This window comes from Streptomyces colonosanans, from assembly GCF_001866645.1.
Taxonomy (GTDB): domain Bacteria; phylum Actinomycetota; class Actinomycetes; order Streptomycetales; family Streptomycetaceae; genus Streptomyces; species Streptomyces colonosanans.
This window is the reverse complement of record NZ_MLYP01000074.1, coordinates 1-22516: the sequence shown is the minus strand read 5'-3', so window position 1 is coordinate 22516 and position 22516 is coordinate 1. Positions and strand designations below refer to the sequence as shown.

The following is a 22516-nucleotide window of genomic DNA, read 5'->3' as shown; positions in this document are numbered from 1 at the left end:
GCTCTTCACCTCGTTCGCCGCCCGGCACGGCGCAAGCGTCGAGCGCGATGTCCTGTTCGAGGCGGGCCAGTTCCCCGACGGACCGCACGACCCCGAGGTCCTCTACCGCATCGGCCCCCTCCCCCACTCCGTCCCTCCCCCACGTACCGAGGAGCGTTTCCGCGTGACCATCACCCAGCCGGACCTCAGCGTCTTCGAGACCCTGGAGTCGGAGGTGCGCAGCTACTGCCGCGGCTGGCCCACCGTCTTCGACCGCGCGCAGGGCAGCCGCCTGTACGACGAGGACGGGCACGAGTACCTCGACTTCTTCTCCGGTGCCGGGGCGCTCAACTACGGCCACAACAACCCCGTACTGAAACGGGCGTTGATCGACTATCTGGAGCGGGACGGCGTCACCCACGGGCTCGACATGTCCACCGTCGCCAAGCGCTCCTTCCTGAAAACCTTTCAGGACCTCGTCCTGCGCCCGCGCGATCTGCCGTACAAGGTCATGTTCCCGGGGCCCACCGGCACCAACGCCGTCGAGTCCGCGCTCAAACTCGCCCGCAAGGTGAAGGGCCGCGAGGCCATCGTGTCCTTCACCAACGCCTTCCACGGGATGTCCCTGGGATCCCTCGCCGTCACCGGTAACGCCTTCAAGCGCGCCGGCGCCGGGATCCCGCTCGTCCACGGGACCCCCATGCCCTTCGACCACTACCTCGACGGCAGGGTCCCGGACTTCCTGTGGTTCGAACGGCTCCTTGAGGACCAGGGGTCCGGGCTCAACCGGCCCGCCGCCGTCATCGTCGAAACCGTGCAGGGCGAGGGCGGCATCAACGTCGCCCGGCCCGAGTGGCTGCGCGCCCTCGCCGATCTGTGCGCACGCCGCGACATGCTGCTGATCGTCGACGACATCCAGATGGGCTGCGGGCGTACGGGTGCCTTCTTCTCCTTCGAGGAGGCCGGGATCGTGCCCGACATCGTCACCATGTCCAAGTCCATCAGCGGCTACGGGCTGCCCATGTCGCTGTGCCTGTTCAAACCGGAGCTGGACCTCTGGGAGCCGGGCGAGCACAACGGCACCTTCCGTGGCAACAACCCCGCGTTCGTCACGGCCACCGCCGCCCTGGAGACCTACTGGAGCGACGGGTCCGCCATGGAGAAGCAGACCCGAGCGCGCGGCGAGCAGGTCGAGCAGGAGCTGATCTCGATCACCGAGGAGAACCTCGCCGACGTCAGGGAGTACCGCGGGCGCGGGCTGGTGTGGGGCCTGGAGTTCCACGACCGGGGGCGCGCCGAGCGTGTCGCGCGGCGTGCCTTCGAACTCGGGCTGCTCGTCGAGACCTCGGGCCCCGAGGGCGAGGTCGTCAAGGTGCTCCCGGCCCTGACCATCACCCCCGACGAATTGGACGAGGGCCTTGGCGTCCTCGCCCGCGCCGTCCGCGAAACCGCCTGAAGCACCGACCGGGCCGACGGGCAACACCGACAGGAAAGACCGAGAAGGAGGCGTCGCAGCACCGTGATCGTCCGTTCGTTCAAGGAGATCGAAGGTACCGACCGGCACGTGAAGGCCGCGTCCGGCACCTGGGAGAGCAAGCGCATCGTCCTCGCGCGGGAGAAGGTCGGCTTCTCCCTCCACGAGACGATCCTTTACGCGGGCACGGAGACGACGATGTGGTACGCGAACCACATCGAGGCCGTCGTGTGCGTCGAGGGTGAGGCCGAACTCACCGACCAAGAGACCGGGAGGACGTTCACGATCACGCCGGGGACCATGTACCTCCTCGACGGGCATGAGCGGCACACGCTGCGGGTCACGAAGGACTTCCGCTGCCTCTGCGTCTTCAACCCGCCCGTGACCGGACGGGAGGACCACGACGAGAGGGGCGTCTACCCCCTGCTCACCGAGGAGGTGTGACAGCCGTGACCACCGTCACCGATCTGTACCCCAGCCGCGGCGCCACCGAGGTGTCGATCCCGCGCCGGGACCCGGTCGCCTGGGGCGCGCCCGGGACACCCGGGCCGTTCTCCGCCACCAGCCTCCAGGCGTACGAGCGCGACGGCTTCCTCACCCTCGACGAGTTGCTCACCGAGGACGAAGTCGCCGTCTACCGAAAGGAGTTGCAGCGACTCGTCACCGACCCGGAGATCCGCGCCGACGAGCGGTCGGTCCTGGAGCCGCAATCCAGGGAGATCCGGTCCGTCTTCGAGGTGCACCGGATCAGCGAGGTGTTCGCGGGTCTCGTGCGCGACGAACGCGTCGTCGGCCGGGCGCGGCAGATCCTCGGCTCGGACGTGTACGTCCACCAGTCGCGGATCAACGTCAAGCCCGGCTTCGGGGCCGGCGGCTTCTACTGGCACTCCGACTTCGAGACCTGGCACGCCGAGGACGGCCTGCCGGCCATGCGGACGGTGTCCGTGTCGATCGCGCTGACCGAGAACCACGACACCAACGGCAGCCTCATGATCATGCCGGGGTCGCACCGGACGTTCCTCGGGTGCGCGGGAGCCACGCCCAAGGACAACTACAAGAAGTCGCTGCAGATGCAGGACGCGGGCACGCCGTCCCACGAGGCGCTGACCGCGATGGCCGACCGGTACGGCATCAAGTTGTTCACGGGCGGGGCCGGTTCGGCGACCTGGTTCGACTGCAACTGCATGCACGGTTCCGGGGACAACATCACCCCGTTCCCGCGCAGCAACGTCTTCATCGTGTTCAACAGCGTGGAGAACACGGCGGTGGAGCCGTTCGCGGCGCCCGTGCGCAGGCCGGAGTTCATCGGGGCCAGGGACTTCACCCCGGTGAGGTGAGCCTCGGGGGTCCTGCACCGCGGGGTTCCAAGACCGTTCGGGGCGTGCCCAAGTGCGGGACTCACCCCCGCTCACTGCTCGGGAACGGTGTCATACTCCGCGGTGCGGGACCGGCTGCAGACGACGCGCGTCGGAGGTCAGTCCGACAGGACGTCCAGGACGCGGTCGACGTCGGCGGGCGTGTTGTACAGGTGGAAGGCGACCCTCAGGTTGCCGGCACGGTCCGAGACCTCGACGCCGGCCCGGCTCAACTCGTCCTGCCGGTGGCCGAGTCCGGGCACGGAGACGATCGGGGAGCCCGGGGCACGGACCGGCTCGTGGCCGAGGGTGCGCAGTCCCGTACGGAAGCGGTCGGCGAGGGCGAGGTCGTGGTCCCGTACGCGCGCCACGCCCAGTTCCTCCAGCAGTTCCAGGGAGTGGCGGGCACCCGCGTACGAGAAGAGCGCCGGGCTCTCGTCGAACCTCCGTGCGGAACGGGCGAGTTCGGCCACCGGACCGTAGCAGCTGTCCCAGGGCTCCTCGCCCGCCACCCAGCCCGCGAAGAAGGGGGTAAGAGAGCCGAGGTCGTCCGGCACCACCAGGAAGGCCACGCCGCGCGGGCTGAGCAGCCACTTGAAGGCGACGGAGGCGACGTAGTCGTACGCCCCCGCGTCGAACTCCAGCCAGCCGGCGGACTGGGAGGCGTCCACGTACGTACGTGCGCCGTGTGCCCTGGCGGACTCGCTCAGAGCGGTCAGGTCGGCGATCCTGCCGTCGGCGGACTGCGCCGCGCTGACCGCGACGAGCGCCGTGCCGGGCCGTACGGACTCGGCGATCCGCTCCAGCGGAACCGTACGGACCCTGAGGTCGCGGCGCATGTGGAAGGGGTTCACGACGGAGCTGAAGTCGCCCTCGGCGGTGATGACTTCGGCGCCCTCGGGCAGCGAGGCGGCGATCAGTCCGGTGTAGACGGCCACCGAGGCCCCGGCCGCCACCCGGCGGACGGGGACCCCGATGAGCCGGGCGAAGGAGGCGCGGGCGGCCTCCACGTCGGCGGACATGTCGGTGGGCTGCCCCGCTGCCGCCGCGTCCAGAGCGGTCCGCATGGCCTCCACCGTGCGAGCCGGCAGCAGCCCGGTGCTGGCGGTGTTCAGATAGGTGTTCTTCGGGGCGAACTCGGTACGGACGAGGGTCTCGAAGGTCTCCATGGGACTACTGTGCGGCCCGCTGAAGTCCCCGTCCATCGCATATCGCTGCGCGGTTTCCCTAAGAAACGCTTATGCCTCCGCCCCGACCTGCCACTTTTCAGCGCTGCGGCACGGCGCACCCGTCCGGACCGCACGCATCCGCGTCACCCTGCTCGATCAGCTTCAGCGGCGACCGCTCGCCCCACGCCTGCGTCAGAGCCTGCGCGAAGACCTCCGCGGGCTGGGCGCCGGAGACGCCGTATGCGCGGTCGAGGACGAAGAACGGCACCCCGTTCGCGCCCAGCTCGGCGGCCTCGCGCTCGTCGGCGCGCACGGCCTCGGCGTACGCGGTGGGATCGGCGAGGACCTTGCGGACGTCCTCGGCGTCGAGCCCGGCCTCGACGGCCAGCTCGACCAGCCGCTCGTCGCCCTCGGTGAAGACGGACCGCTCCTCGGCGAAGTTCGCCCGGTACAGGATTTGGATCAGCTCGTCCTGCCTGCCCTGCTCCTTGGCGAGATGCAGCAGGCGGTGCATGTCGAAGGTGTTGCCGTGGTCGCGGCCCGTGGTGCGGTACTGCAGTCCCTCGGCGGCGGCCTGGGTACCCAGGTTGTCCTCCCCGGCCCGGGCCTGCGCCTCACTCATCCCGTACTTCCTGGTGAGCATCGTGAGGACGGACTCCACATCGCCCTTGGCGCGGTGCGGGTCCAGCTCGAAGGAGCGGTGCACCACCTCGACGTCGTCCCGGTGCGGGAAGGCCTGCAGCGCCTTCTCGAAGCGGGCCTTGCCGACGTAGCACCAGGGGCAGGCGATGTCGCTCCAGATCTCGACGCGCATGTCTTCGGCTTCTCCAGTTCGTACGGGTACGGAGACTCCCTCCGCGACATAGGTGAACGTTCAAGCGGTTGGATTCATTCCGCATGTGCTGCTCCGGCATCGCCATCCCCTGTCGCACCCCGGCCCGCGACGCGATAGGTTGCTGCGTCCCGACGGCCCGGCTCACCCCCGCGCACGAACAGCTGGTCAAGGACGCGCTGTCCGACGCGCGGGACCGTCTCACTCTCGCGACACGGAGGCTTTGACGTGGAGATCGTCCTGCGTGAGGTCCATGACGGCGACCTGCCGGTCTTCTTCCGGCAGATGAACGACCCCGTGGCGCTGCGCATGGCGGCGTTCACCCCCGAGGACCCGGCCGACCGGGCCCGCTTCGACGCCCACTGGGAGCGGATCCGCGCCGCGTCCGACATCACCGCCCGTACGGTGCTGGCGGACGGCGCCGTGGTCGGCAACGCGGCGGTGTACGGCGAGCCGGGCGAACGCGAGGTCACCTACTGGATCGACCGCGCGTGCTGGGGCCGCGGCATCGCGACGACCGCGCTGCGGATCCTGCTGGAGCAGGTACCCGAGCGCCCGCTGTACGCCCGGGCCGCCGCCGACAACGCTGCCTCGCGCCGGGTCCTGGAGAAGTGCGGCTTCGAGGAGACGGCCCGGGCGAGGGGTTTCGCGCAGGCCCGGGGCTCGGAGATCGAGGAGGTCGTCCTCGTTCTGAATGCCTGAGCCGAGGACGGCACACACCGGGAGACGACGGCCGACCGCCCGCGGTTCTCGTCGCCGAGACTCCACCCACCGCTGAAGCGGCGGGTGGAGTCACCGCGCTGAATCCGGGTACCACTGCAACCGCGCGAGGCTTCTACGGCTTCCAGCCGGGGTCGCGCCCACTCAAGCCGATCACGCGGTCGAGGAGCGGGGCATCCGCCGGGACGGGAACGACCGGGCCGAAGGGGCCGTCGGCCCGGTTCGAGTCGTCGGCAGCCGCGAGGAGGAGGCCGTACGACGCCTCCAGCGCGGCCGGGTCCGGCTCGTACTCCCGGCCGGTGGCCCGCGCCAGGTCCCAGCCGTGGACGACCAGTTCATTGGCCACCACGGCGCCCGCGACCGCGCCCGGCAGGGTCACCCCGCCCGCCCGTGTCTCGCCGGTCCAGGCCGCCGGATCGCGCCAGGCCTCGACCAACTCGTCGAGCACCCGGGGCAGTTCCTCGCGCCATCCGGGCCCGATGTCCGGCGTGACGGCGTCCGGGCTGATGTCCGAGGTGACGCCCAGGTCCTTGCGTCCGGCGTCCCGGAACACGGCGGCGAGCCCGAGCAGATGGCCCAGCAGATTGCGCGCCGTGTACCGGGAGCACGGCGTCGGGTCCGTGAGCTGCTCGTCGCCTACCCCGGCCGCGAGTCGGGCGACGATCCGCGCCTGTGGTTCCAGATCGAGAATGGTGCCGGTCAATTCCTTCTCCTCCGTACTCGAGTCTTCTCAGGAGGTGGACTGACAGCGCTCCCACAATTCATCGGTCTCCCCTGCGATTTCTAAGGCGCCTGCCCGATCCTTCCTTCGCGGCCTTAGCTCCACGATGACCAGGCATGACGACGACATGGACCGGGGCGCGCGTGCTGCGCGACCGTAATGCGGGGCTCTATCTGGCCGGGGTGGTGGTCTCCGGCTTCGGCACATCGGCGATGTGGCTGGCGGCCGGGGTGTGGGTGAAGGACCTCACGGGCTCGAACGGCCTGGCCGCCCTGTGCCTGCTCGCCATGTGGGCGCCGTCCCTGATCGGCCCCGCCCTGGGCACACTCGCCGACCGCACCCGCCGCAAGCCGCTGCTGATCGGGACGAACCTGGCCCTGGCGGTCCTGCTGCTCGCCCTCTTCGCCGTCGACTCCCCGGACCGGGTGTGGCTCGTGTACGCGGTCCTGTTCATGTATGGCGCGGCGGGGATCGTGCACGACGCGGCCGAGTCCGCGCTCGTCGCCGCCGCCGTCGACGGCCCGCTGCTCGGCGACTTCAACGGGCTGCGGATGACCGCCACCGAGGGTATGAAGCTGGTGGCCCCGCTGGCGGGGGCGGGCGTGTACGCGGCCTACGGCGGCCCGGCCGTGGCGCTCCTGGACGCGGTCACGTTCGTGCTGGCCACGGTCCTGTACGCGGGTCTGCGCGTCCGCGAGAGCCGCCCGGAGCCGGCCGGCACGGGCTGGCGCGCGCAGACGGCCGAGGGCGCCCGCTGGCTGTGGGCGCACGACCGGCTGCGGCCCCTGGTCCTGGCGGGCGGCATCACGATGCTCTGCGCCGGTGTCAACGGCGCGATGGTCTACGCCGTCGTCGACGGGCTCGGGCACTCCCCCTCGTACGCCGGTGTGCTCGCCGCCGTCCAGGGGGTCGGCTCGGTGCTGGTCGGGCTGGCCTCGGGCTCGGCCCTGCGCCGTCTCGGCGAGCGTCGTTTCGCGGGCTGGGGCATCGCCGTGCTGGCTGCCGGTGTGGTGTTCCGGGCGATCCCGTCCGACCCGGTGGCGCTGGCGTGCAGTGTGGCGATCGGCGTGGGACTGCCCTGTGCGCTGATCGCGGCGTTCACCGCGGTGCAGCGGGAGACTCCCGGTCCGCTGCTGGGCCGTACGTCCGCCACGGCGAGCACGCTGGTCTTCGCGCCGAACGCGGTCGGGCTGGCCCTGGGGGCGGGGCTGGTCGAACCGGCCGGCCACTACGCGGTGCTCGTGGTGCTCGGCCTGCTGCTGCCGTTGGCGGCGCTTCCGCTGCGTCAGGGCCCAGCTTCGGTAAGGGAACGGCAAAGCGATGCCGCTCGTTGACCCGGCATGACCGCTATGACCCCCGGCTCGAACATCCCTCTCTCCGTCGCGCGCGTGACGGTGGACGTCGCCGCCCCGGTGCGGCTCGACGTGTCGGGCCTCCTGCTCACCGCCGACGGCAAGGTGCGCTCGGACGACGACTTCATCTTCTACAACCAGCCGGCCGGCCCAGGCGTAACGCACCGTTCGGGCGGCGGCACGGCCCCCGACGCGATCACCGTCGACACGGCCTCCCTACCCCCAGGCATCGAGAAGATCGTCGTTACGGCGAGCCCCGACGCTGCGGGCCAGACCTTCCAGGGCATCGAGCCGACGGCCACGATCCGCAGCGCGGACGACAACAGCATCCTGGCCACGTTCACCCCGCCGCGGCTCGGCACCGAGACGGCACTGGTGATCGTGGAGATCTATCTGCGCAACGGCCAGTGGAAGGCGCGTGCCGTCGGCCAGGGGTACGCCGACGGCCTGGCGGGCATCGCCACCGACTTCGGCGTCACGGTGGAGGAACCGGCCGCACCGCCGCAGCCGATGGCACCCCCGCCGCCCGCACCGCAGGCGCCGGTGACCGCTCCCCCGCCGCCGGCCGCCCCGCCGGCCCCGCCCGCTCCGGCTCCCGGTGCCGGAAAGGTCAACCTCGACAAGGGCCGGGTCAGCCTCCGGAAGAACCAGACCGTCTCCCTCGTCAAGGGCGGCCGCCCGCTGCTCTCCCAGGTCAGGATGGGCCTCGGCTGGGAGCCCGCCTTCCGCGGCAAGGACATCGACCTGGACGCCTCCGTCATCGCGTACGGCCCGGAGCGCAATCACATCGACAGCTGCTACTTCGGCAAGCTGACCATCCTGAACGGCGCGATCGAGCACTCCGGTGACAACCTCACGGGCGAGGGCAGCGGTGACGACGAGGCGATCGTGGTCGACCTCGGCCGTCTGCCGCAGGAGGTCACCGGTCTGGTGTTCACCGTGAACTCCTTCTCCGGGCAGAAGTTCACGGAGGTCGCCAAGGCGTACTGCCGCCTTGTCAACGCCGCGACCGGCGAGGAACTCGTCCGCTTCGACCTCACACAGACGGAGCCGCAGACCGGCGTGATGATGGCCAAGCTCGTCCGCCAGTTCTCCGGGGAGTGGGACATGACGGCCATGGGCGACTTCGTCAAGGCCCGCACGGTGCGGAACATGGTGAAGCCGGCGGCACAGGCACTGTAAGGGAAGTACCTCATGCGAGGGGCCCGCACCGTGGTGCGGGCCCCTCGCATGAAGCGGGTCAACCATACGGCGACGTCCCCGTCGCCGTGGCCCCCGCTCCCGCTCAGCCCCCGTGCTGTGAGCGTGCCTTGAACGCGGCCTTCCGGGCTTCCTTCGCCACCTTCCGGTCGGGGTGCAGGCGCCCCATCGCCTCCAGGACCTCCGCGGTGGCGGGGTGGTCCACCCGCCAGGCCGTCGCGAAGAAGCCGCTGTGCTGGGACGCAAGGCCCTCCACCAGGGCCTGCAGTTCCACCGAGTTGCCTTCGGCCGCCAGTTGCGCGGCCACCGTGTCGACGGTCAGCCAGAAGACCATCTCCTCCGGCGGCGCGGGCACGTCCGCCGCACTGTTCTCGGTGAGCCAGACCCGCGCCAGGCCTCCCAGTTCCGCGTCGTCCAGCACTTCGCACAGGGCCGGCTCCGCCTCCGCACCGACCAGGGAGAGCGCCTGCTGACAGCGCAGCCGGCGCAGCGGCGCACCGCTGTCCGCACCGCGTGCCGCGGCGAGCAACTCCCTTGCTGCGGCGAGCGGTTCGCGACGCGTCAGCCACTGCTCCATCTCCGCCTGCGCCGCGGTCGCCGGAAAGGCGGACGTGCCGTCGAGCAGCACGTCCGCGCCCTTGTCCGCCAGCTCCCCCACCGCGGGCGCGATCACCCCGGCCTCCAGCAGCCGGGTCCGCACCCCGAACAGACCGAGCGGGGTCAGCCGTACCATCCCGTACCGGCTGACGTCCGTGTCGTCGAAGGGGGCCGCCGGTTCCTCGTCGGCGTCGGCCATCAGCGCCTCGTCGACCGGCTGGAAGTCGACGAGCCCGATCGGCTCCAGGAGCCGGAACTGGTCGTCGAGCCGCATCATGGCGTCCGACACCTGTTCCAGGACGTCATCGGTGGGCTCGCCCATGTCGTCGGGCATGATCATCGACGCGGCGAGGACGGGCAGCGGCACCGGCCCGTCGGCGGGTCCCTCCTCGCTGACCGTCAGCAGATAGAGGCTGGCCAGCACTCCTTCGAGGAACTCGGCCTCGGCCTCCAGGTCCCAGTCGAGGGAGGAGAAGTCGACCTCATCGCCCGCGTCGACGAGGTCATCGAAATCGTCGAGGTCATCGAGGTCGGGCACGCTCGCCTCGGCGAGCACGGTCTCCAGCGCGCCGAGCCACACGCCGAGCACGTCGCCCGGACTGCCGGGGGTGAGCAGCGCGAGGTCGGCGCCCGCGGTGACCGTCCCCTCTTCCTCGTCGACGACCTCGACCAGTCCGGTGTCGACGGCGACCCGCCAGGCCCCGCTCGCCCAGGCGGCGGCGTCCTCGCCGGTCAGGCCGAGCACCTCGGCAGCGGCGGGCAGCTGCTCCTCGACGAGTTCGCCTCCGGCGTCCACACGGGTGGCCGGGCCGGCCCAGCGGGCGAGCCGGACTGCTTGGGCGAGCAGCGGTGCGGCAAGCGCGTCCCGCGCGAGCTCCGCTTCGGTGTGCAGCCGAACCGGCGGCAAGGGGAAGCTGTCTGACATCGGCTGGATCTCCTTGGGCCATACGGAGTGGCGGGGGTGGCGCCCCGAAGCACACGGCTCAGCCTAGACGGATTTCCGCCCATGCCGCCCGGTTCCTCTCCCCGAGAGGGGCTGTATTGGCCGAAATGCTGACAGCCGTCCCGGCGTCCTCGCAGGGAACCTCACCGAGGTCGATGCGTTCGATGCCCTCCATACTGAAGCATCCCTGATCAATACCGAGTAGCAGATTTAAGTGGAGCTTCACGATCGTCTTGCCGAGACTACTGGCATGACGACGCCGAACCTTCCCACCCCTCCCTTCGGCCGTGCCCTGTGCGCGATGATCACGCCCTTCACCGAGTCGGGCGTCCTCGACCTGGACGGGGCGCAGTCGCTCGCAGACCGGCTCGTGACCGGGGGCTGCGACGGCCTGGTGCTCTCGGGAACCACGGGCGAGTCGCCGACCACGACCGACGCCGAGAAGTCCGCGCTGGTGCGGGCGGTGCGCGAGGCGGTCGACGGGCGGGCGTCGATCGTGGCGGGCGTCGGCACATCGGACACACGGCACACCGTGGAGCTGGCGCGGGCGGCGGAGAAGGCGGGCGCGGACGGTCTGCTGGTGGTCACGCCGTACTACAGCCGTCCCCCGCAGGACGCGGTCGAGGCCCACTTCCGCGAGATCGCCGACGCCTCCGGGCTGCCGATCGCGCTGTACGACATCCCGGGCCGCACCGGCACCCCTATCGAGCCCGAAACGATGATCCGGCTCGCCGGGCATCCGCGGATCGTGGCGGTCAAGGACTGCGCGTACGACCTCCTCGGCACCCAGAAGGTGCTGGCGCGGACCGAGTTGGCGTACTACACGGGCTGCGACGAGCAGGTGCTCGCGTGGTACGCGATCGGCGGGGCCGGATATGTGAGCACGGTCGCCAATGCGGTGCCCGGCCGGTTCCGCGCGATCCTGGACACGTTCGACGCGGGCAGGACGGCCGAGGCGGCTCGTCTTCAGCAGGACAGCGTGCGGCTGGTCGAACTGATGATGGCGTCCGGTCTGCCCGGCACGGTCACCGTGAAGGGCCTGCTGGGCCGGCTCGGCCTGCCCGCAGGCCCGGTCCGTGCGCCACTGCAGCCCGCCGGCCGCGAGGTCGTCGACGAACTGCTGGCGGAGTACGAGCGGCTGACGGCCGCCGGGACGGCGGAGTCCGTGGCGTCGAGCGTCGGCGCGTGAGGCACTACGGACCTTCTCTCACCAAGATGGGGAGCGGCCCCTGATGCGGTGCTCACGCACGAGCGCCCTCCCTGGCCGTCCCAAGGCCATGGCAGGGCGCTCGACGCGGATGACCGACGCCGCCCACTGCCGACAGATCTGCAGCAGGTCAGAGCGTTGACCGAGGAGGCGGCCGTGGGTCCCGGCCGCCGATGGTCAGTTGTGGCTGTGCAGAACCTCGTTCAGACCGCCCCAGACCGCGTTGTTCGGGCGAGCCTCGACGGCGCCCGTCACCGAGTTGCGACGGAAGAGGATGTTGGAGGCGCCGGAGAGCTCGCGCGCCTTGATGATCTGGCCGTCGGGCATGGTGACCCGGGTACCGGCGGTGACGTACAGGCCGGCCTCGACGACGCACTCGTCGCCGAGGGCGATGCCGACACCCGCCTCGGAGCCGATCAGGCAGCGCTCGCCGATGGAGATAACCACGTTGCCGCCGCCGGAGAGCGTGCCCATGGTGGAGGCGCCGCCGCCGATGTCCGAGCCGTCGCCGACGACGACACCGGCGGAGATGCGGCCCTCGACCATGGAGGTGCCGAGCGTGCCGGCGTTGAAGTTGACGAAGCCCTCGTGCATGACCGTGGTGCCCTCGGCGAGGTGCGCGCCCAGGCGGACCCGGTCGGCGTCGGCGATGCGGACGCCCTTCGGAGCGACGTAGTCCGTCATGCGCGGGAACTTGTCGATCGAGGTCACCTGGAGGTGCAGACCCTCGGCGCGGGCGTTGAGCCGCACCCTCTCGATGTCGTCGACGGCGACCGGGCCGAGCGAGGTCCAGGCGACGTTGGCGAGGAAGCCGAACATGCCCTCCAGGTTCTGGCCGTGCGGCTTGACCAGGCGGTGCGAGAGCAGGTGGAGGCGCAGGTAGACGTCGTGTGCGTCGATGGGCTTCTCGTCGAGCGAGGCGATGACCGTACGGACCGCGACCACCTCGACGCCCCGGCGGGCGTCCGGGCCCATCGCCTTCGCGGCGCCTTCACCGAGCAGCTCCACGGCCCGCTCGGCGGACAGCCGCTCGGTGCCGGACGGGCCAGGGCCCTCGGCAGTCGCAGCGGTGAGTTCGGGCGCGGGGAACCAGGTGTCGAGAACGGTGCCGTCGGCGGCGATCGTGGCAAGGCCGGCGGCCGCGGCACCGGTGGTACGAGGAGCAGTCGTGTCGGTCATAGGGGAAACCTAACGTGGTGGGGCTCGCCCGGGCGAACCGGTCCGCTCGGCCGTATCGCGGGCGACCCCGGCGGAGGTGGCAGCCCCGGCGGGGGAACGGTCCCGGCAGGGGCTGCGGCCCAGGTGCCCTGATGGCGCCGGGTCAGGGAATCACCCGTGCCAGTATCTCGCGCGCGTACCCCTCGTCGTAGGAACCGCCGGTCAGCAGCACCTGCAGGCAGATCCCGTCCATCAGCGCGACGAGCGCCCGCGCGGTGGCCGGATCGGTATGGCGGGACAGCAGCGAGGCCAGGTCCTCGGCCCACTCGGCGGCCACGGGGCGCAGGGCCGGGCGGCGCAAAGCGGCGAGGTAGAGCTCGTACTCCAGCTCCACCCCCGTGCGGTCGCCCGCGAGCCACTCGCCCATCCAGCCCGCCAGCTCTCCGGCCAGGTCGGTCTGCGGGCCCTCGAGGCCGCCGCTCGCGGCGAGCACCTTGGCGAAGCCCTCGTTCGCCTGCCGCAGAGCGGCGACCAGAAGTTCGTCGAGGGTCTTGAAGTGATAGGTGGTGGAGCCGAGCGGAACATCGGCCTCGGCGGCGACGGTGCGGTGGCTCAGCCCCGCGATCCCCTTCTCGCCCACCACCCGGATCGCGGCGTCGATGATCCGCTGCCGCCGCTCGGGGTCGTAACGCCGGGCCATCAGTGCGCACCTCCCAGGTTCAGGACCACCACCCCGCCGATGATCAGCGTGAGCCCGGCGATCTTCGCGAGGCCCATCCCCTCACCGAAGAACGCCAGTCCGATCGCGGCCACGGCGGCCGTGCCGATCCCGGACCAGATCGCATAGGCCGTGCCCACCGACACCGTCTTCAGGGTCTGCGCGAGGAGCAGGAAGGAGACGATATAGCCGAGCACGGTCACCAGCGACGGCCACAGCCTGCTGAACCCCTCGCTGTACTTCATGGCGGTCGTGGCGACGACTTCGGAGGCTATGGCCCCGGCGAGGAAGGCGAATCCCATGTGTACGAGTGTACGCATGGATGCGTACGGCCGTACGCAAAAGCCCGTCGCGCCCACTGGTGTCCGCCACGCTCCCTGTTTCGCCGCCCGAGCGGAGGCCGGAAACGACCGTGACCCCCCGGCACACTGCCGGGGGGCCACTGCACGGCCGTGGACGGGGCTCAGGCACTCAGACGTTGAATCCCAGCGCCCGAAGCTGCTCCCGGCCGTCCTCCGTGATCTTGTCGGGGCCCCACGGCGGCATCCAGACCCAGTTGATGCGCAACTCGCCGACCAGACCGTCCGTGGCGGACTTTGCCTGGTCCTCGATGACGTCCGTCAGCGGACAGGCCGCCGAGGTCAGGGTCATGTCGACGGTGGCGATGTTCGCCGCCTCGTCGATGTGGATGCCGTAGATGAGGCCGAGGTTGACGACGTCGATGCCCAGCTCGGGGTCGACGACGTCCATCAGGGCCTCGCGGATCTCTTCCTCCGAGACCGGCTTCATCTCCACGGTGTCGCTCATGCCGTCTTCCTTTCGGCGTCGGCTCCGCCCAGCACCTGGGCCGTCGCGTCCTTCCACGCCATCCAGCTCAGGAGGGCGCACTTCACCCGCGCCGGGTACTTGGAGACACCCGCGAACGCCACCGCGTCCTCCAGGATGTCCTCCATCTCCTCGTCGGGCTCGACCCGGCCCCTGGACTGCATCAGCTCCAGGAAGGTCTCCTGGATCTTCTGCGCCTCGGCCAGTTCCTTGCCGACGAGGAGGTCGTTCAGTACGGAGGCCGAGGCCTGGCTGATGGAGCAGCCCTGGCCCTCGTACGAGACGTCCTTGATCGTCGTACCGTCGTACTTCACGCGAAGGGTGATCTCGTCGCCGCACGTCGGGTTCACATGGTGCACCTCGGCGTCGCCATCCCGAAGACCACGCCCGTGCGGGTTCTTGTAGTGGTCCAGGATGACGTCCTGGTACATGGAGTCCAGCTTCACGCCTCAGCCCTTCATCCGAAGAAGTTCCGTACGTGCTCCAGGCCGTCGACCAGGGCGTCGATCTCGGCCGGCGTGGAGTACAGATAGAACGACGCTCGCGTGGTCGCGGGAATTCCGTAGCGGAGGCAGACCGGGCGGGCACAGTGATGGCCGACCCGGACCGCGATGCCCTGCTCGTCGAGGACCTGGCCCACGTCGTGCGGGTGGATGTCACCGAGCGTGAAGGAGATCGCCGCGCCCCGGTCCTCGGCCGTGGCCGGACCGATGATCCGCAGGTCGGGGACCTCCAGCAGCCGCTTCACCGCGTACTCGGTGAGCGCGTGCTCATGGGCGAGGACCCGGTCCATGCCGATCGAGTTGAGGTAGTCGATCGCCGCACCGAGACCGACCGCCTGCGCGATCGGCGGGGTGCCCGCCTCGAACTTGTGGGGTGCGGGAGCGAAGGTCGAGGAGTGCATCGACACCGTCTCGATCATCTCGCCGCCGCCCAGGAACGGAGGCAGGTCCTCCAGCAGCTCCTGGCGGCCCCACAGGACGCCGATGCCGGTCGGGCCGCACATCTTGTGGCCGGTGAAGGCCACGAAGTCGGCCTGGAGGGCCTGGACGTCCAGCGGCATGTGCGGCGCGGCCTGCGAGGCGTCGATGCACACCAGCGCACCGACCTCCTGCGCACGGCGCACTATCGCCTCGACCGGGTTCACCGTGCCCAGGATGTTGGACACCAGCACAAAGGAGACGATCTTCGTCTTCTCCGTGATGATCTCGTCGATGTTCGACAGGTCGAGCCGGCCGTCGTCGGTGAGCCCGAACCACTTCAGCTTCGCGCCCGTGCGCTGCGACAGCAGCTGCCAGGGCACGATGTTGGAGTGGTGCTCCATCTCCGTGATGACGATCTCGGTGTCCTGGTCCACCCGGTAGGGCTCGTCGGCCCAGCCGAGCATGTTCGCCACGAGGTTGAGCGACTCGGAGGCGTTCTTGGTGAAGATCACCTCGTCGCGGCTCGGCGCGTTGATGAACGCGGCGACCTTGTCGCGCGCGCCCTCGTACAGCGCCGTGGCCTCCTCGGCGAGCACATGCACACCGCGGTGGACGTTGGCGTTGTGCTCTTCGTAGTACTCGGAGAGCACGTCGAGCACCTGGCGCGGCGTCTGCGAGGTCGCCGCGTTGTCCAGGTACACAAGCTTCTTGCCGTCGTGGACCAGCCGGTCCAGGATCGGGAAGTCCTTGCGGATCGCCTCGGTGTCGAGGAGGCCCGGCAGCTGTGTCACGCGGATACGCCACCCTTCACGTAAGCCTCGTAGCCCTCGTTCTCCAGCTTGTCCGCGAGCTCGGGACCGCCGGACTCGACGATGCGGCCGCCGGCGAACACGTGGACGTGGTCGGGCTTGATGTAGCGCAGGATGCGCGTGTAGTGCGTGATCAGCAGGGTGCCGACCTCGCCGGACTCACGGACGCGGTTGACGCCCTCGGACACGATGCGCAGCGCGTCGACGTCCAGACCGGAGTCCGTCTCGTCGAGGACCGCGACCTTCGGCTTGAGCAGCTCCAGCTGAAGGATCTCGTGGCGCTTCTTCTCACCACCGGAGAAGCCCTCGTTCACGTTGCGCTCGGCGAAGGCGGGGTCCATGTGGAGACGCTCCATGGCCCCCTTGACCTCCTTCACCCAGGTGCGCAGCTTGGGCGCCTCGCCGCGGATGGCCGTGGCGGAGGTGCGCAGGAAGTTGGAGACCGAGACGCCGGGTACCTCGACCGGGTACTGCATCGCCAGGAACAGGCCCGCGCGGGCGCGCTCGTCGACGGACATCGCAAGGACGTCCTCGCCGTCGAGCAGCACGGTGCCGCTGGTGATCGTGTACTTCGGGTGACCCGCGAGCGAGTAGGCGAGGGTCGACTTGCCCGAGCCGTTGGGGCCCATGATGGCGTGCGTCTCGCCCTGCTTCACAGTGAGGTCGACGCCCTTGAGGATCTCCTTCGTGGCGTTGTCGGCCTCGACGGTGACGTGCAGGTCTCGGATTTCAAGCGTTGCCATGGGTGCCTCAGGACTCCTGGGAGAGGGAGACGAGCACGTCGTCCCCATCGATCTTTACGGGGTATACGGGGATGGGGCGCGTCGCAGGAAGGGCGTCGGGCTTGCCCGAGCGCAGGTCGAAGCGCGAGCCGTGCAGCCAGCACTCGATGTGGCAGTCGTCCACCTCGCCCTCCGACAGCGAGACGTTCGCGTGGGAGCAGATGTCGTAGATGGCGAACACCTCTCCCTCCGTCTTGACGACCGATACCGGCGTGCCGTCGAGTTCCACCCGCTTCGGGGTGTCCTCCTCCAGCTCGCTCAGTCCGCAGACGCGCACGAAGGCCGACGAGTCCGTCATGCGACCGACGCCTCCAGCTCTTCTTCGATCTTGGCGATCAGGCGCTCCTCGATGTCCTCGACCCCGATCTGCTGGACCAGCTCGGCGAAGAAGCCGCGGACCACCAGGCGACGGGCATCGTGCTCCGGGATACCGCGGGCCATCAGGTAGAAGAGCTGCTCGTCGTCGAAGCGGCCGGTGGCGGAGGCGTGGCCGGCACCGACGATCTCGCCGGTCTCGATCTCCAGGTTGGGGACCGAGTCGACACGCGCGCCGTCCGTGAGGACGAGGTTGCGGTTCATCTCGTAGGTGTCCGTGCCCTCGGCCTTCGCCTCGATGAGCACGTCACCGATCCACACGGCGTGCGCGTCGTCGCCCTGGAGCGCGCCCTTGTAGGCGACGTTCGACTTGCAGTGCGGGGTGTTGTGGTCGACGAAGAGCCGGTGCTCCTGGTGCTGGCCCTTGTCGGTGAAGTACAGGCCGTACAGCTCGGCCTCACCGCCGGTACCGGCGTACTCCACGCGCGGGTGCAGGCGGACCAGGTCGCCGCCGAAGGTGACGATGATCGACTTGAAGCTCGCGTCCCGGCCGATCAGGGCGTTGTGCTGGCCCGCGTGCACGGCCTTCTCGTCCCAGTCCTGGACCGAGACGACGGTCAGCTTGGCGCCGTCGCCCAGGATGAATTCGACGTTCGCGGCGAGCACCGCTTCGCCGGTGTGGTCGATGACGACGACCGCCTCGGCGAAGGCGCCGAGCTCGATCACCTGGTGGCCGAAGGCGACCCCGCCCTCGCCGTGCACCGCGATACGGACCGGCTCGGTGAGGACGGTCTCCTTCGGGACGGTCACGACCGAGGCCGTCCCGAAGGCCGAGTACGCCTGGGCGGCGACGCGGTCCACCGGGGTGCCGGCCCTGCCGAGCCGTGCGTCGTCGCGGCCGACGGTCTCCACGATGACGCCCTCGGGGGCCTCGACGGCGACCTTCACGCCCTCGCCGGTGGCGACGGCGGTGCCGTCGTGCAGACCGCGAAGCCGCTCCAGCGGCGTGAACCGCCATTCCTCCTCGCGACCGTGGGGCACCGGGAAGTCCGCCACGTCGAAGGATGGCGGCGCGCTCATGCGTGTCGCGACGGTCGACTCGGCGGCCACCGCGATCTGGCCGGCGGTGGTGGAGCCCACCGGAACCGGTGGGGGTCCCCCCGCTGGAACGGAGTTGAGAGTGGGGGAGTTCTGAGCCTCAGCCATGGCTGTCGTTGTGCTCTCTTCCTACGTCAGTTGTGATCTTCGGCCCGCCCCGTACGGGCGGGCCGCTGCTGCTCGCAGGGGCCGGTCAGCCGACCGCGCCCTCCATCTGCAGCTCGATCAGCCGGTTGAGCTCGAGGGCGTACTCCATGGGCAGTTCCTTGGCGATCGGCTCGACGAAACCGCGCACGATCATGGCCATCGCCTCGAACTCGCTCAGACCGCGGCTCATCAGGTAGAAGAGCTGGTCCTCGGAGACCTTGGAGACGGTCGCCTCGTGGCCCATGGACACGTCGTCCTCGCGGACGTCGACGTACGGGTAGGTGTCGGACCGCGAGATCGTGTCGACGAGCAGCGCGTCGCAGAGCACGTTGGACTTGGAGCCCGCGGCGCCCTCGCCGATCTCGACCAGGCCGCGGTACGAGGTGCGGCCACCGCCGCGCGCCACCGACTTGGAGACGATGTTGGACGAGGTGTTGGGCGCCATGTGGACCATCTTGGAACCGGCGTCCTGGTGCTGGCCCTCGCCCGCGAAGGCGATGGAGAGGGTCTCGCCCCTGGCGTGCTCGCCCATCAGGTAGACGGCCGGGTACTTCATCGTCACCTTGGAGCCGATGTTGCCGTCGATCCACTCCATGGTCGCGCCCTCGTAGGCCACGGCGCGCTTGGTGACCAGGTTGTAGACGTTGTTCGACCAGTTCTGGATGGTCGTGTAGCGGCAGCGGGCGTTCTTCTTGACGATGATCTCGACGACCGCGGAGTGCAGCGAGTCCGACTTGTAGATCGGGGCCGTGCACCCCTCGACGTAGTGCACGTAGGCACCCTCGTCGACGATGATCAGGGTCCGCTCGAACTGGCCCATGTTCTCCGTGTTGATCCGGAAGTAGGCCTGGAGCGGGATCTCCACGTGCACGCCCGGCGGCACGTAGATGAAGGAGCCGCCGGACCACACGGCGGTGTTCAGCGAGGCGAACTTGTTGTCACCGACGGGGATGACGGTCCCGAAGTACTCCTTGAAGAGCTCCGGGTGCTCCTTCAGCGCCGTGTCGGTGTCGAGGAAGATGACGCCCTGCTCCTCCAGGTCCTCGCGGATCTGGTGGTAGACGACCTCGGACTCGTACTGGGCGGCGACACCGGCCACGAGGCGCTGCTTCTCCGCCTCCGGGATGCCGAGCTTGTCGTACGTGTTCTTGATGTCCTCGGGCAGGTCCTCCCAGGACTCCGCCTGCTTCTCCGTGGAGCGCACGAAGTACTTGATGTTGTCGAAGTCGATGCCCGACAGGTCCGAGCCCCAGTTGGGAAGCGGCTTCTTCTCGAAGAGCCTCAGGCCCTTCAGACGCAGCTTGGTCATCCACTCCGGCTCGGACTTCTTCGTCGAGATGTCGCGGACGACGTCTTCACTCAGACCGCGCTTCGCCGCAGCACCGGCCTCGTCGGAGTCGGCCCAGCCGTATTCGTAGTTGCCCAGGCCCTCGAGTTCGGGGTGGGCAGTCTCCGTGGGGAGAGTCATGCGGGGTTCCTCCCGGCCGTGCTGGCAGATGCGTTGTGGGTGGTCTTGGAATGCTTGGCGGCTTGCGGCGTCTTGGGGATGAACGTCGTGCAGACGCCGTCGCCGTGCGCGATCGTCGCCAGTCGCTGGACGTGCGTGCCGAGCAGCTCGGAGAAGATCTCCGTCTCGACCTCGCACAGCTGCGGGAACTCTTCCGCGACATGGACGACCGGGCAGTGGTGCTGGCAGAGCTGCTCGCCGACCGGTGCGCTGCGCGCCGTAGCAGCGTACCCGTCCTCACTCAAGGCCTTGGCCAGCGCTTCGGTGCGCTCCTCGGGGGCGGCGGCCTCGATCGCCGCGCGGTAGGCGGTCGCCTTCTCGGCGATCCTCGCGCGCGCGAAGGCGACGACGGCCTCGTCCCCGCCGCACCGCTGCTGGATCCAGCGCAGGGCGTCCGCGGCCAGGTCGTCGTAGGACTGGTCGAAGGCGTCGCGGCCGCAGTCGGTGAGCGCGAAGACCTTGGCGGGGCGACCGCGCGTGCGTGCCCCGTACACACGCTGCTCACGAGCTTCCACGACGTCGTCGGCAGCCAGTGCGTCGAGATGCCGCCGTACCGCCGCCTGGGTCAGACCCAGCCGCCCGGCGAGCTCGGCGACGGTCGACGGCCCGTGATCCAGGATGGATCGCGCGACCCGGTTGCGCGTGGAGCGCTCTCCGGTCGCGAACTCCTCCTGAGGGGCCTCCACGGGAGCCTCCCGAGCCTCGTCGACGTTTTTCACAACGCCATTGTTGCGTAATTCCCAACAGCCTGACAAGCGCCGTCCGGGCGGGGGGCGATGCCGTGCATCACTTAGGTACACCTAAGCCGACCTGCGGAAACGATCTCTGATCGATCAAACCGCTGGCGTCTTCCGGCCCGAAGGGGAAGACTCCTCGACCATGTCCGCACACCCTCCGACCGGCCCTCTTGTCACCCGGAGCACACTGTCCGCCGAACTGCGCACGCTGGGCGTGGAGCCCGGCGAGACGCTTCTGGTGCACTCCTCGCTCAGCTCGCTCGGCTGGGTGTGCGGGGGCGCCGTCACGGTCGTCCAGGCGCTGCTCGACGCCCTCGGCCCGGACGGCACCCTCGTCGTCCCCACCCAGTCCGGGGATCTCTCCGATCCGGCGCTGTGGGGCAATCCTCCGGCGCCCGAGGAGTGGTGGGAGACGATCCGCGCCGCGATGCCCGCCTACGACCCCCTCATCACGCCCACGCGCGGGGTCGGCGTGATCCCGGAGACGGTCCGCAGGTGGCCGGGCGCCCTGCGCAGCGCCCACCCCCAGACCTCCTTCGCGGCGCTCGGCCCGCGCGCGGCGGAGATCACCGACGGCCACGCGCCCGACTGCCGGCTCGGCGAGCGCAGCCCGCTGGCCCGGCTGGAGAAGCTGGGCGCCCGGGTGCTGCTGCTCGGCGCGGGCTACGACAGTTGCAGCAGCTTCCACCTCGCCGAATACCGGATAGCGTCGCCGCTGGTCGAGGTGGGCCGCCCCGGTCCGGCCGGCTGGGAGACGGTCACCGAGGTGTCGATCACCTCGGACCGGTTCGACGAGCTCGGGCACGACTTCGAACGGGACCGTCCCGTCATACGGGGCACGGCGGGCGCGGCCGACGTACGGCTGTTTCCCGTGGCGGACGCGGTGGCCTACGCGGAGCGGTGGCTGCCACTGCACCGACCCCGTGAGGAGGAGTTCCTGAACCCGCCCGTCTGAGGCACGGGACGTTTCCTTAGACTCTTCAACCATGCGAAGTGAGCCCGTGGTCCAGGTCCAGGCCCTGGTGAAGCGGTACGGCACGAAGACCGCGGTGGACGGCCTCGACCTGGTGGCCCGGGCGGGTGTGACCGCCGTGCTCGGCCCCAACGGCGCGGGCAAGACGAGCACGATAGAGACCTGCGAGGGGTACCGGAAGCCGGACTCCGGCACGGTGCGCGTCCTGGGCCTCGACCCGGTCCGGCAGGCCTCCGCGCTGCGTCCGCGCATCGGCGTGATGCTGCAGTCCGGCGGTGTGTACTCGGGCGCGCGGGCGGACGAGATGCTGCGCCACGTCGCCAAGCTGCACGCCCACCCGCTGGACGTGGACGCGCTCATCGAGCGCCTCGGGCTCGGCAGCTGCGGGCGGACGGCGTACCGCCGCCTCTCGGGCGGTCAGCAGCAGCGGCTCGCGCTGGCGATGGCCGTGGTGGGCCGCCCGGAACTGGTGTTCCTGGACGAACCGACGGCCGGCCTCGACCCCCAGGCCCGCCGCGCCACCTGGGACCTCGTACGGGACCTGCGCGCCGACGGCGTCTCCGTGATCCTGACCACCCACTACATGGACGAGGCCGAGCAGCTCGCCGACGACGTCGCGATCATCGACGCCGGCCGGGTCATAGCCCATGGCTCCCCCGAGGAGCTGTGCCGCAGCGGCGCCGAGGACACGCTGCGCTTCACGGGCCGGCCGGGCCTTGACGTGGGATCCCTGCTGAAGGCGCTCCCGGCGGACTGCACCGCGGCGGAGCTGACGCCGGGCGCGTACCGTGTGGTCGGCAAGGTCGACCCGCAGCTGCTCGCGACGGTGACCACCTGGTGCGCACAGCACGGGGTGATGCCGGACCGGATCTCCGTCGAACGGCACACCCTCGAAGACGTATTTCTGGAGCTCACGGGTAGGGAGCTGCGCTCATGATCCCGGAAAGCACCGCCCTCGGCCGGGGGTCCGGGGGT

The 22516-nt window shown here is 70.0% G+C and carries 24 protein-coding genes and 1 pseudogene; 10 read left to right on the top strand and 15 right to left on the bottom strand.

Going from position 1 to position 22516, the window contains the following annotated elements; translation table 11 throughout:
* The first annotated feature begins 163 nt into the window (after positions 1-163).
* The 3 genes from ectB (at position 164) to thpD (ending at position 2790) form a co-directional block, all read left to right on the top strand.
* The gene (gene ectB, locus BIV24_RS26330) at positions 164-1435 is read left to right on the top strand and encodes a diaminobutyrate--2-oxoglutarate transaminase (protein ID WP_071368947.1); all 1272 of its coding nucleotides are present in this window, start codon (positions 164-166) and stop codon (positions 1433-1435) included.
* 63 nt (positions 1436-1498) lie between these two features.
* Positions 1499-1897 (top strand): ectoine synthase, encoded by a 399-nt coding sequence (locus BIV24_RS26325; RefSeq protein WP_071368946.1) that lies wholly within the window; start codon positions 1499-1501, stop codon positions 1895-1897.
* A gap of 5 nt (positions 1898-1902) precedes the next feature.
* On the top strand, positions 1903-2790 hold the full coding sequence (gene thpD, locus BIV24_RS26320) for an ectoine hydroxylase (RefSeq protein WP_071368945.1): 888 nt from the start codon (positions 1903-1905) through the stop codon (positions 2788-2790).
* Between the two features lie 137 nt (positions 2791-2927).
* Here thpD and BIV24_RS26315 read toward each other — a convergent pair whose 3' ends face one another.
* Together BIV24_RS26315 and BIV24_RS26310 are read right to left on the bottom strand one after the other, a co-directional pair.
* Positions 2928-4013 carry an aminotransferase class V-fold PLP-dependent enzyme gene (locus tag BIV24_RS26315; RefSeq protein WP_177198826.1) on the bottom strand — a complete coding sequence of 362 codons (1086 nt, stop codon included), beginning with the start codon at positions 4011-4013 and terminating at the stop codon, positions 2928-2930.
* Between the two features lie 61 nt (positions 4014-4074).
* Complete coding sequence (locus tag BIV24_RS26310) at positions 4075-4791, bottom strand: DsbA family oxidoreductase (protein ID WP_071368943.1); 717 nt, start codon at positions 4789-4791, stop codon at positions 4075-4077.
* Positions 4792-4880: 89 nt separating this feature from the next.
* Between BIV24_RS26310 and BIV24_RS34585 the strand changes: the two are divergent.
* Together BIV24_RS34585 and BIV24_RS26305 are read left to right on the top strand one after the other, a co-directional pair.
* Positions 4881-5036, top strand: a pseudogene (locus tag BIV24_RS34585) (IclR family transcriptional regulator); the annotation flags it as partial.
* 1 nt (position 5037) lies between these two features.
* Positions 5038-5511 carry a GNAT family N-acetyltransferase gene (locus tag BIV24_RS26305; protein WP_071368942.1) on the top strand — a complete coding sequence of 158 codons (474 nt, stop codon included), beginning with the start codon at positions 5038-5040 and terminating at the stop codon, positions 5509-5511.
* A gap of 133 nt (positions 5512-5644) precedes the next feature.
* Here BIV24_RS26305 and BIV24_RS26300 read toward each other — a convergent pair whose 3' ends face one another.
* A complete protein-coding gene (locus tag BIV24_RS26300; RefSeq protein ID WP_071368941.1) occupies positions 5645-6232 on the bottom strand; it encodes a TIGR03086 family metal-binding protein in 588 nt (195 codons plus the stop codon).
* A 134-nt stretch (positions 6233-6366) separates the two neighbouring features.
* Between BIV24_RS26300 and BIV24_RS26295 the strand changes: the two genes are divergently transcribed.
* Both BIV24_RS26295 and BIV24_RS26290 read left to right on the top strand, forming a co-directional pair.
* Entirely contained in the window at positions 6367-7584 is a 1218-nt protein-coding gene (locus BIV24_RS26295) for an MFS transporter (RefSeq protein WP_071368940.1), read from the top strand.
* Between the two features lie 15 nt (positions 7585-7599).
* Positions 7600-8784, top strand: coding sequence for a TerD family protein (locus tag BIV24_RS26290; RefSeq protein ID WP_107459731.1), 1185 nt, complete (start codon positions 7600-7602; stop codon positions 8782-8784).
* Positions 8785-8887: 103 nt separating this feature from the next.
* Here the strand turns inward: BIV24_RS26290 and BIV24_RS26285 are convergent, their stop codons facing one another.
* On the bottom strand, positions 8888-10324 hold the full coding sequence (locus BIV24_RS26285) for a hypothetical protein (protein WP_071368938.1): 1437 nt from the start codon (positions 10322-10324) through the stop codon (positions 8888-8890).
* 268 nt (positions 10325-10592) lie between these two features.
* Here BIV24_RS26285 and dapA point away from each other — a divergent pair, with 268 nt between their 5' ends.
* Positions 10593-11531 carry a 4-hydroxy-tetrahydrodipicolinate synthase gene (gene dapA, locus BIV24_RS26280; protein ID WP_071368937.1) on the top strand — a complete coding sequence of 313 codons (939 nt, stop codon included), beginning with the start codon at positions 10593-10595 and terminating at the stop codon, positions 11529-11531.
* A 195-nt stretch (positions 11532-11726) separates the two neighbouring features.
* Here the strand turns inward: dapA and dapD are convergent, their stop codons facing one another.
* The 11 genes from dapD to BIV24_RS26225 form a co-directional block, all read right to left on the bottom strand.
* On the bottom strand, positions 11727-12728 hold the full coding sequence (dapD, locus tag BIV24_RS26275) for a 2,3,4,5-tetrahydropyridine-2,6-dicarboxylate N-succinyltransferase (RefSeq protein ID WP_071368936.1): 1002 nt from the start codon (positions 12726-12728) through the stop codon (positions 11727-11729).
* 142 nt (positions 12729-12870) lie between these two features.
* Entirely contained in the window at positions 12871-13407 is a 537-nt protein-coding gene (locus BIV24_RS26270; protein WP_071368935.1) for a TetR/AcrR family transcriptional regulator, read from the bottom strand.
* A complete protein-coding gene (locus BIV24_RS26265; RefSeq protein WP_071368934.1) occupies positions 13407-13727 on the bottom strand; it encodes a DMT family transporter in 321 nt (106 codons plus the stop codon). Before BIV24_RS26265 ends, BIV24_RS26270 begins: the two co-directional genes overlap by 1 nt.
* A 169-nt stretch (positions 13728-13896) precedes the next feature.
* Positions 13897-14232, bottom strand: coding sequence for a metal-sulfur cluster assembly factor (locus tag BIV24_RS26260; RefSeq protein ID WP_071368933.1), 336 nt, complete (start codon positions 14230-14232; stop codon positions 13897-13899).
* Entirely contained in the window at positions 14229-14696 is a 468-nt protein-coding gene (gene sufU, locus BIV24_RS26255; RefSeq protein WP_071368932.1) for a Fe-S cluster assembly sulfur transfer protein SufU, read from the bottom strand. The genes BIV24_RS26260 and sufU overlap by 4 nt, the downstream gene beginning before the upstream one ends.
* 11 nt (positions 14697-14707) lie before the next feature.
* Complete coding sequence (locus BIV24_RS26250) at positions 14708-15964, bottom strand: cysteine desulfurase (RefSeq protein WP_071368931.1); 1257 nt, start codon at positions 15962-15964, stop codon at positions 14708-14710.
* A complete protein-coding gene (gene sufC, locus BIV24_RS26245) occupies positions 15961-16725 on the bottom strand; it encodes a Fe-S cluster assembly ATPase SufC (protein WP_071368930.1) in 765 nt (254 codons plus the stop codon). Before sufC ends, BIV24_RS26250 begins: the two co-directional genes overlap by 4 nt.
* A gap of 7 nt (positions 16726-16732) precedes the next feature.
* A complete protein-coding gene (locus BIV24_RS26240; RefSeq protein WP_071368929.1) occupies positions 16733-17062 on the bottom strand; it encodes a non-heme iron oxygenase ferredoxin subunit in 330 nt (109 codons plus the stop codon).
* Positions 17059-18285, bottom strand: a complete 1227-nt coding sequence (gene sufD / locus BIV24_RS26235) for a Fe-S cluster assembly protein SufD (protein ID WP_079168542.1) — start codon at positions 18283-18285, stop codon at positions 17059-17061. The genes BIV24_RS26240 and sufD overlap by 4 nt, the downstream gene beginning before the upstream one ends.
* An 85-nt stretch (positions 18286-18370) precedes the next feature.
* Positions 18371-19792: a Fe-S cluster assembly protein SufB gene (gene sufB, locus BIV24_RS26230; RefSeq protein WP_071368927.1), complete on the bottom strand. Its 1422-nt coding sequence runs from the start codon at positions 19790-19792 to the stop codon at positions 18371-18373.
* The gene (locus tag BIV24_RS26225) at positions 19789-20550 is read right to left on the bottom strand and encodes a helix-turn-helix transcriptional regulator (protein WP_071368926.1); all 762 of its coding nucleotides are present in this window, start codon (positions 20548-20550) and stop codon (positions 19789-19791) included. Before BIV24_RS26225 ends, sufB begins: the two co-directional genes overlap by 4 nt.
* 160 nt (positions 20551-20710) lie before the next feature.
* Between BIV24_RS26225 and BIV24_RS26220 the strand changes: the two genes are divergently transcribed.
* Together BIV24_RS26220 and BIV24_RS26215 are read left to right on the top strand one after the other, a co-directional pair.
* Positions 20711-21523, top strand: a complete 813-nt coding sequence (locus BIV24_RS26220) for an AAC(3) family N-acetyltransferase (protein ID WP_071368925.1) — start codon at positions 20711-20713, stop codon at positions 21521-21523.
* Positions 21524-21554: 31 nt separating this feature from the next.
* Complete coding sequence (locus BIV24_RS26215; protein WP_071368924.1) at positions 21555-22478, top strand: ABC transporter ATP-binding protein; 924 nt, start codon at positions 21555-21557, stop codon at positions 22476-22478.
* Positions 22479-22516: the final 38 nt, after the last annotated feature.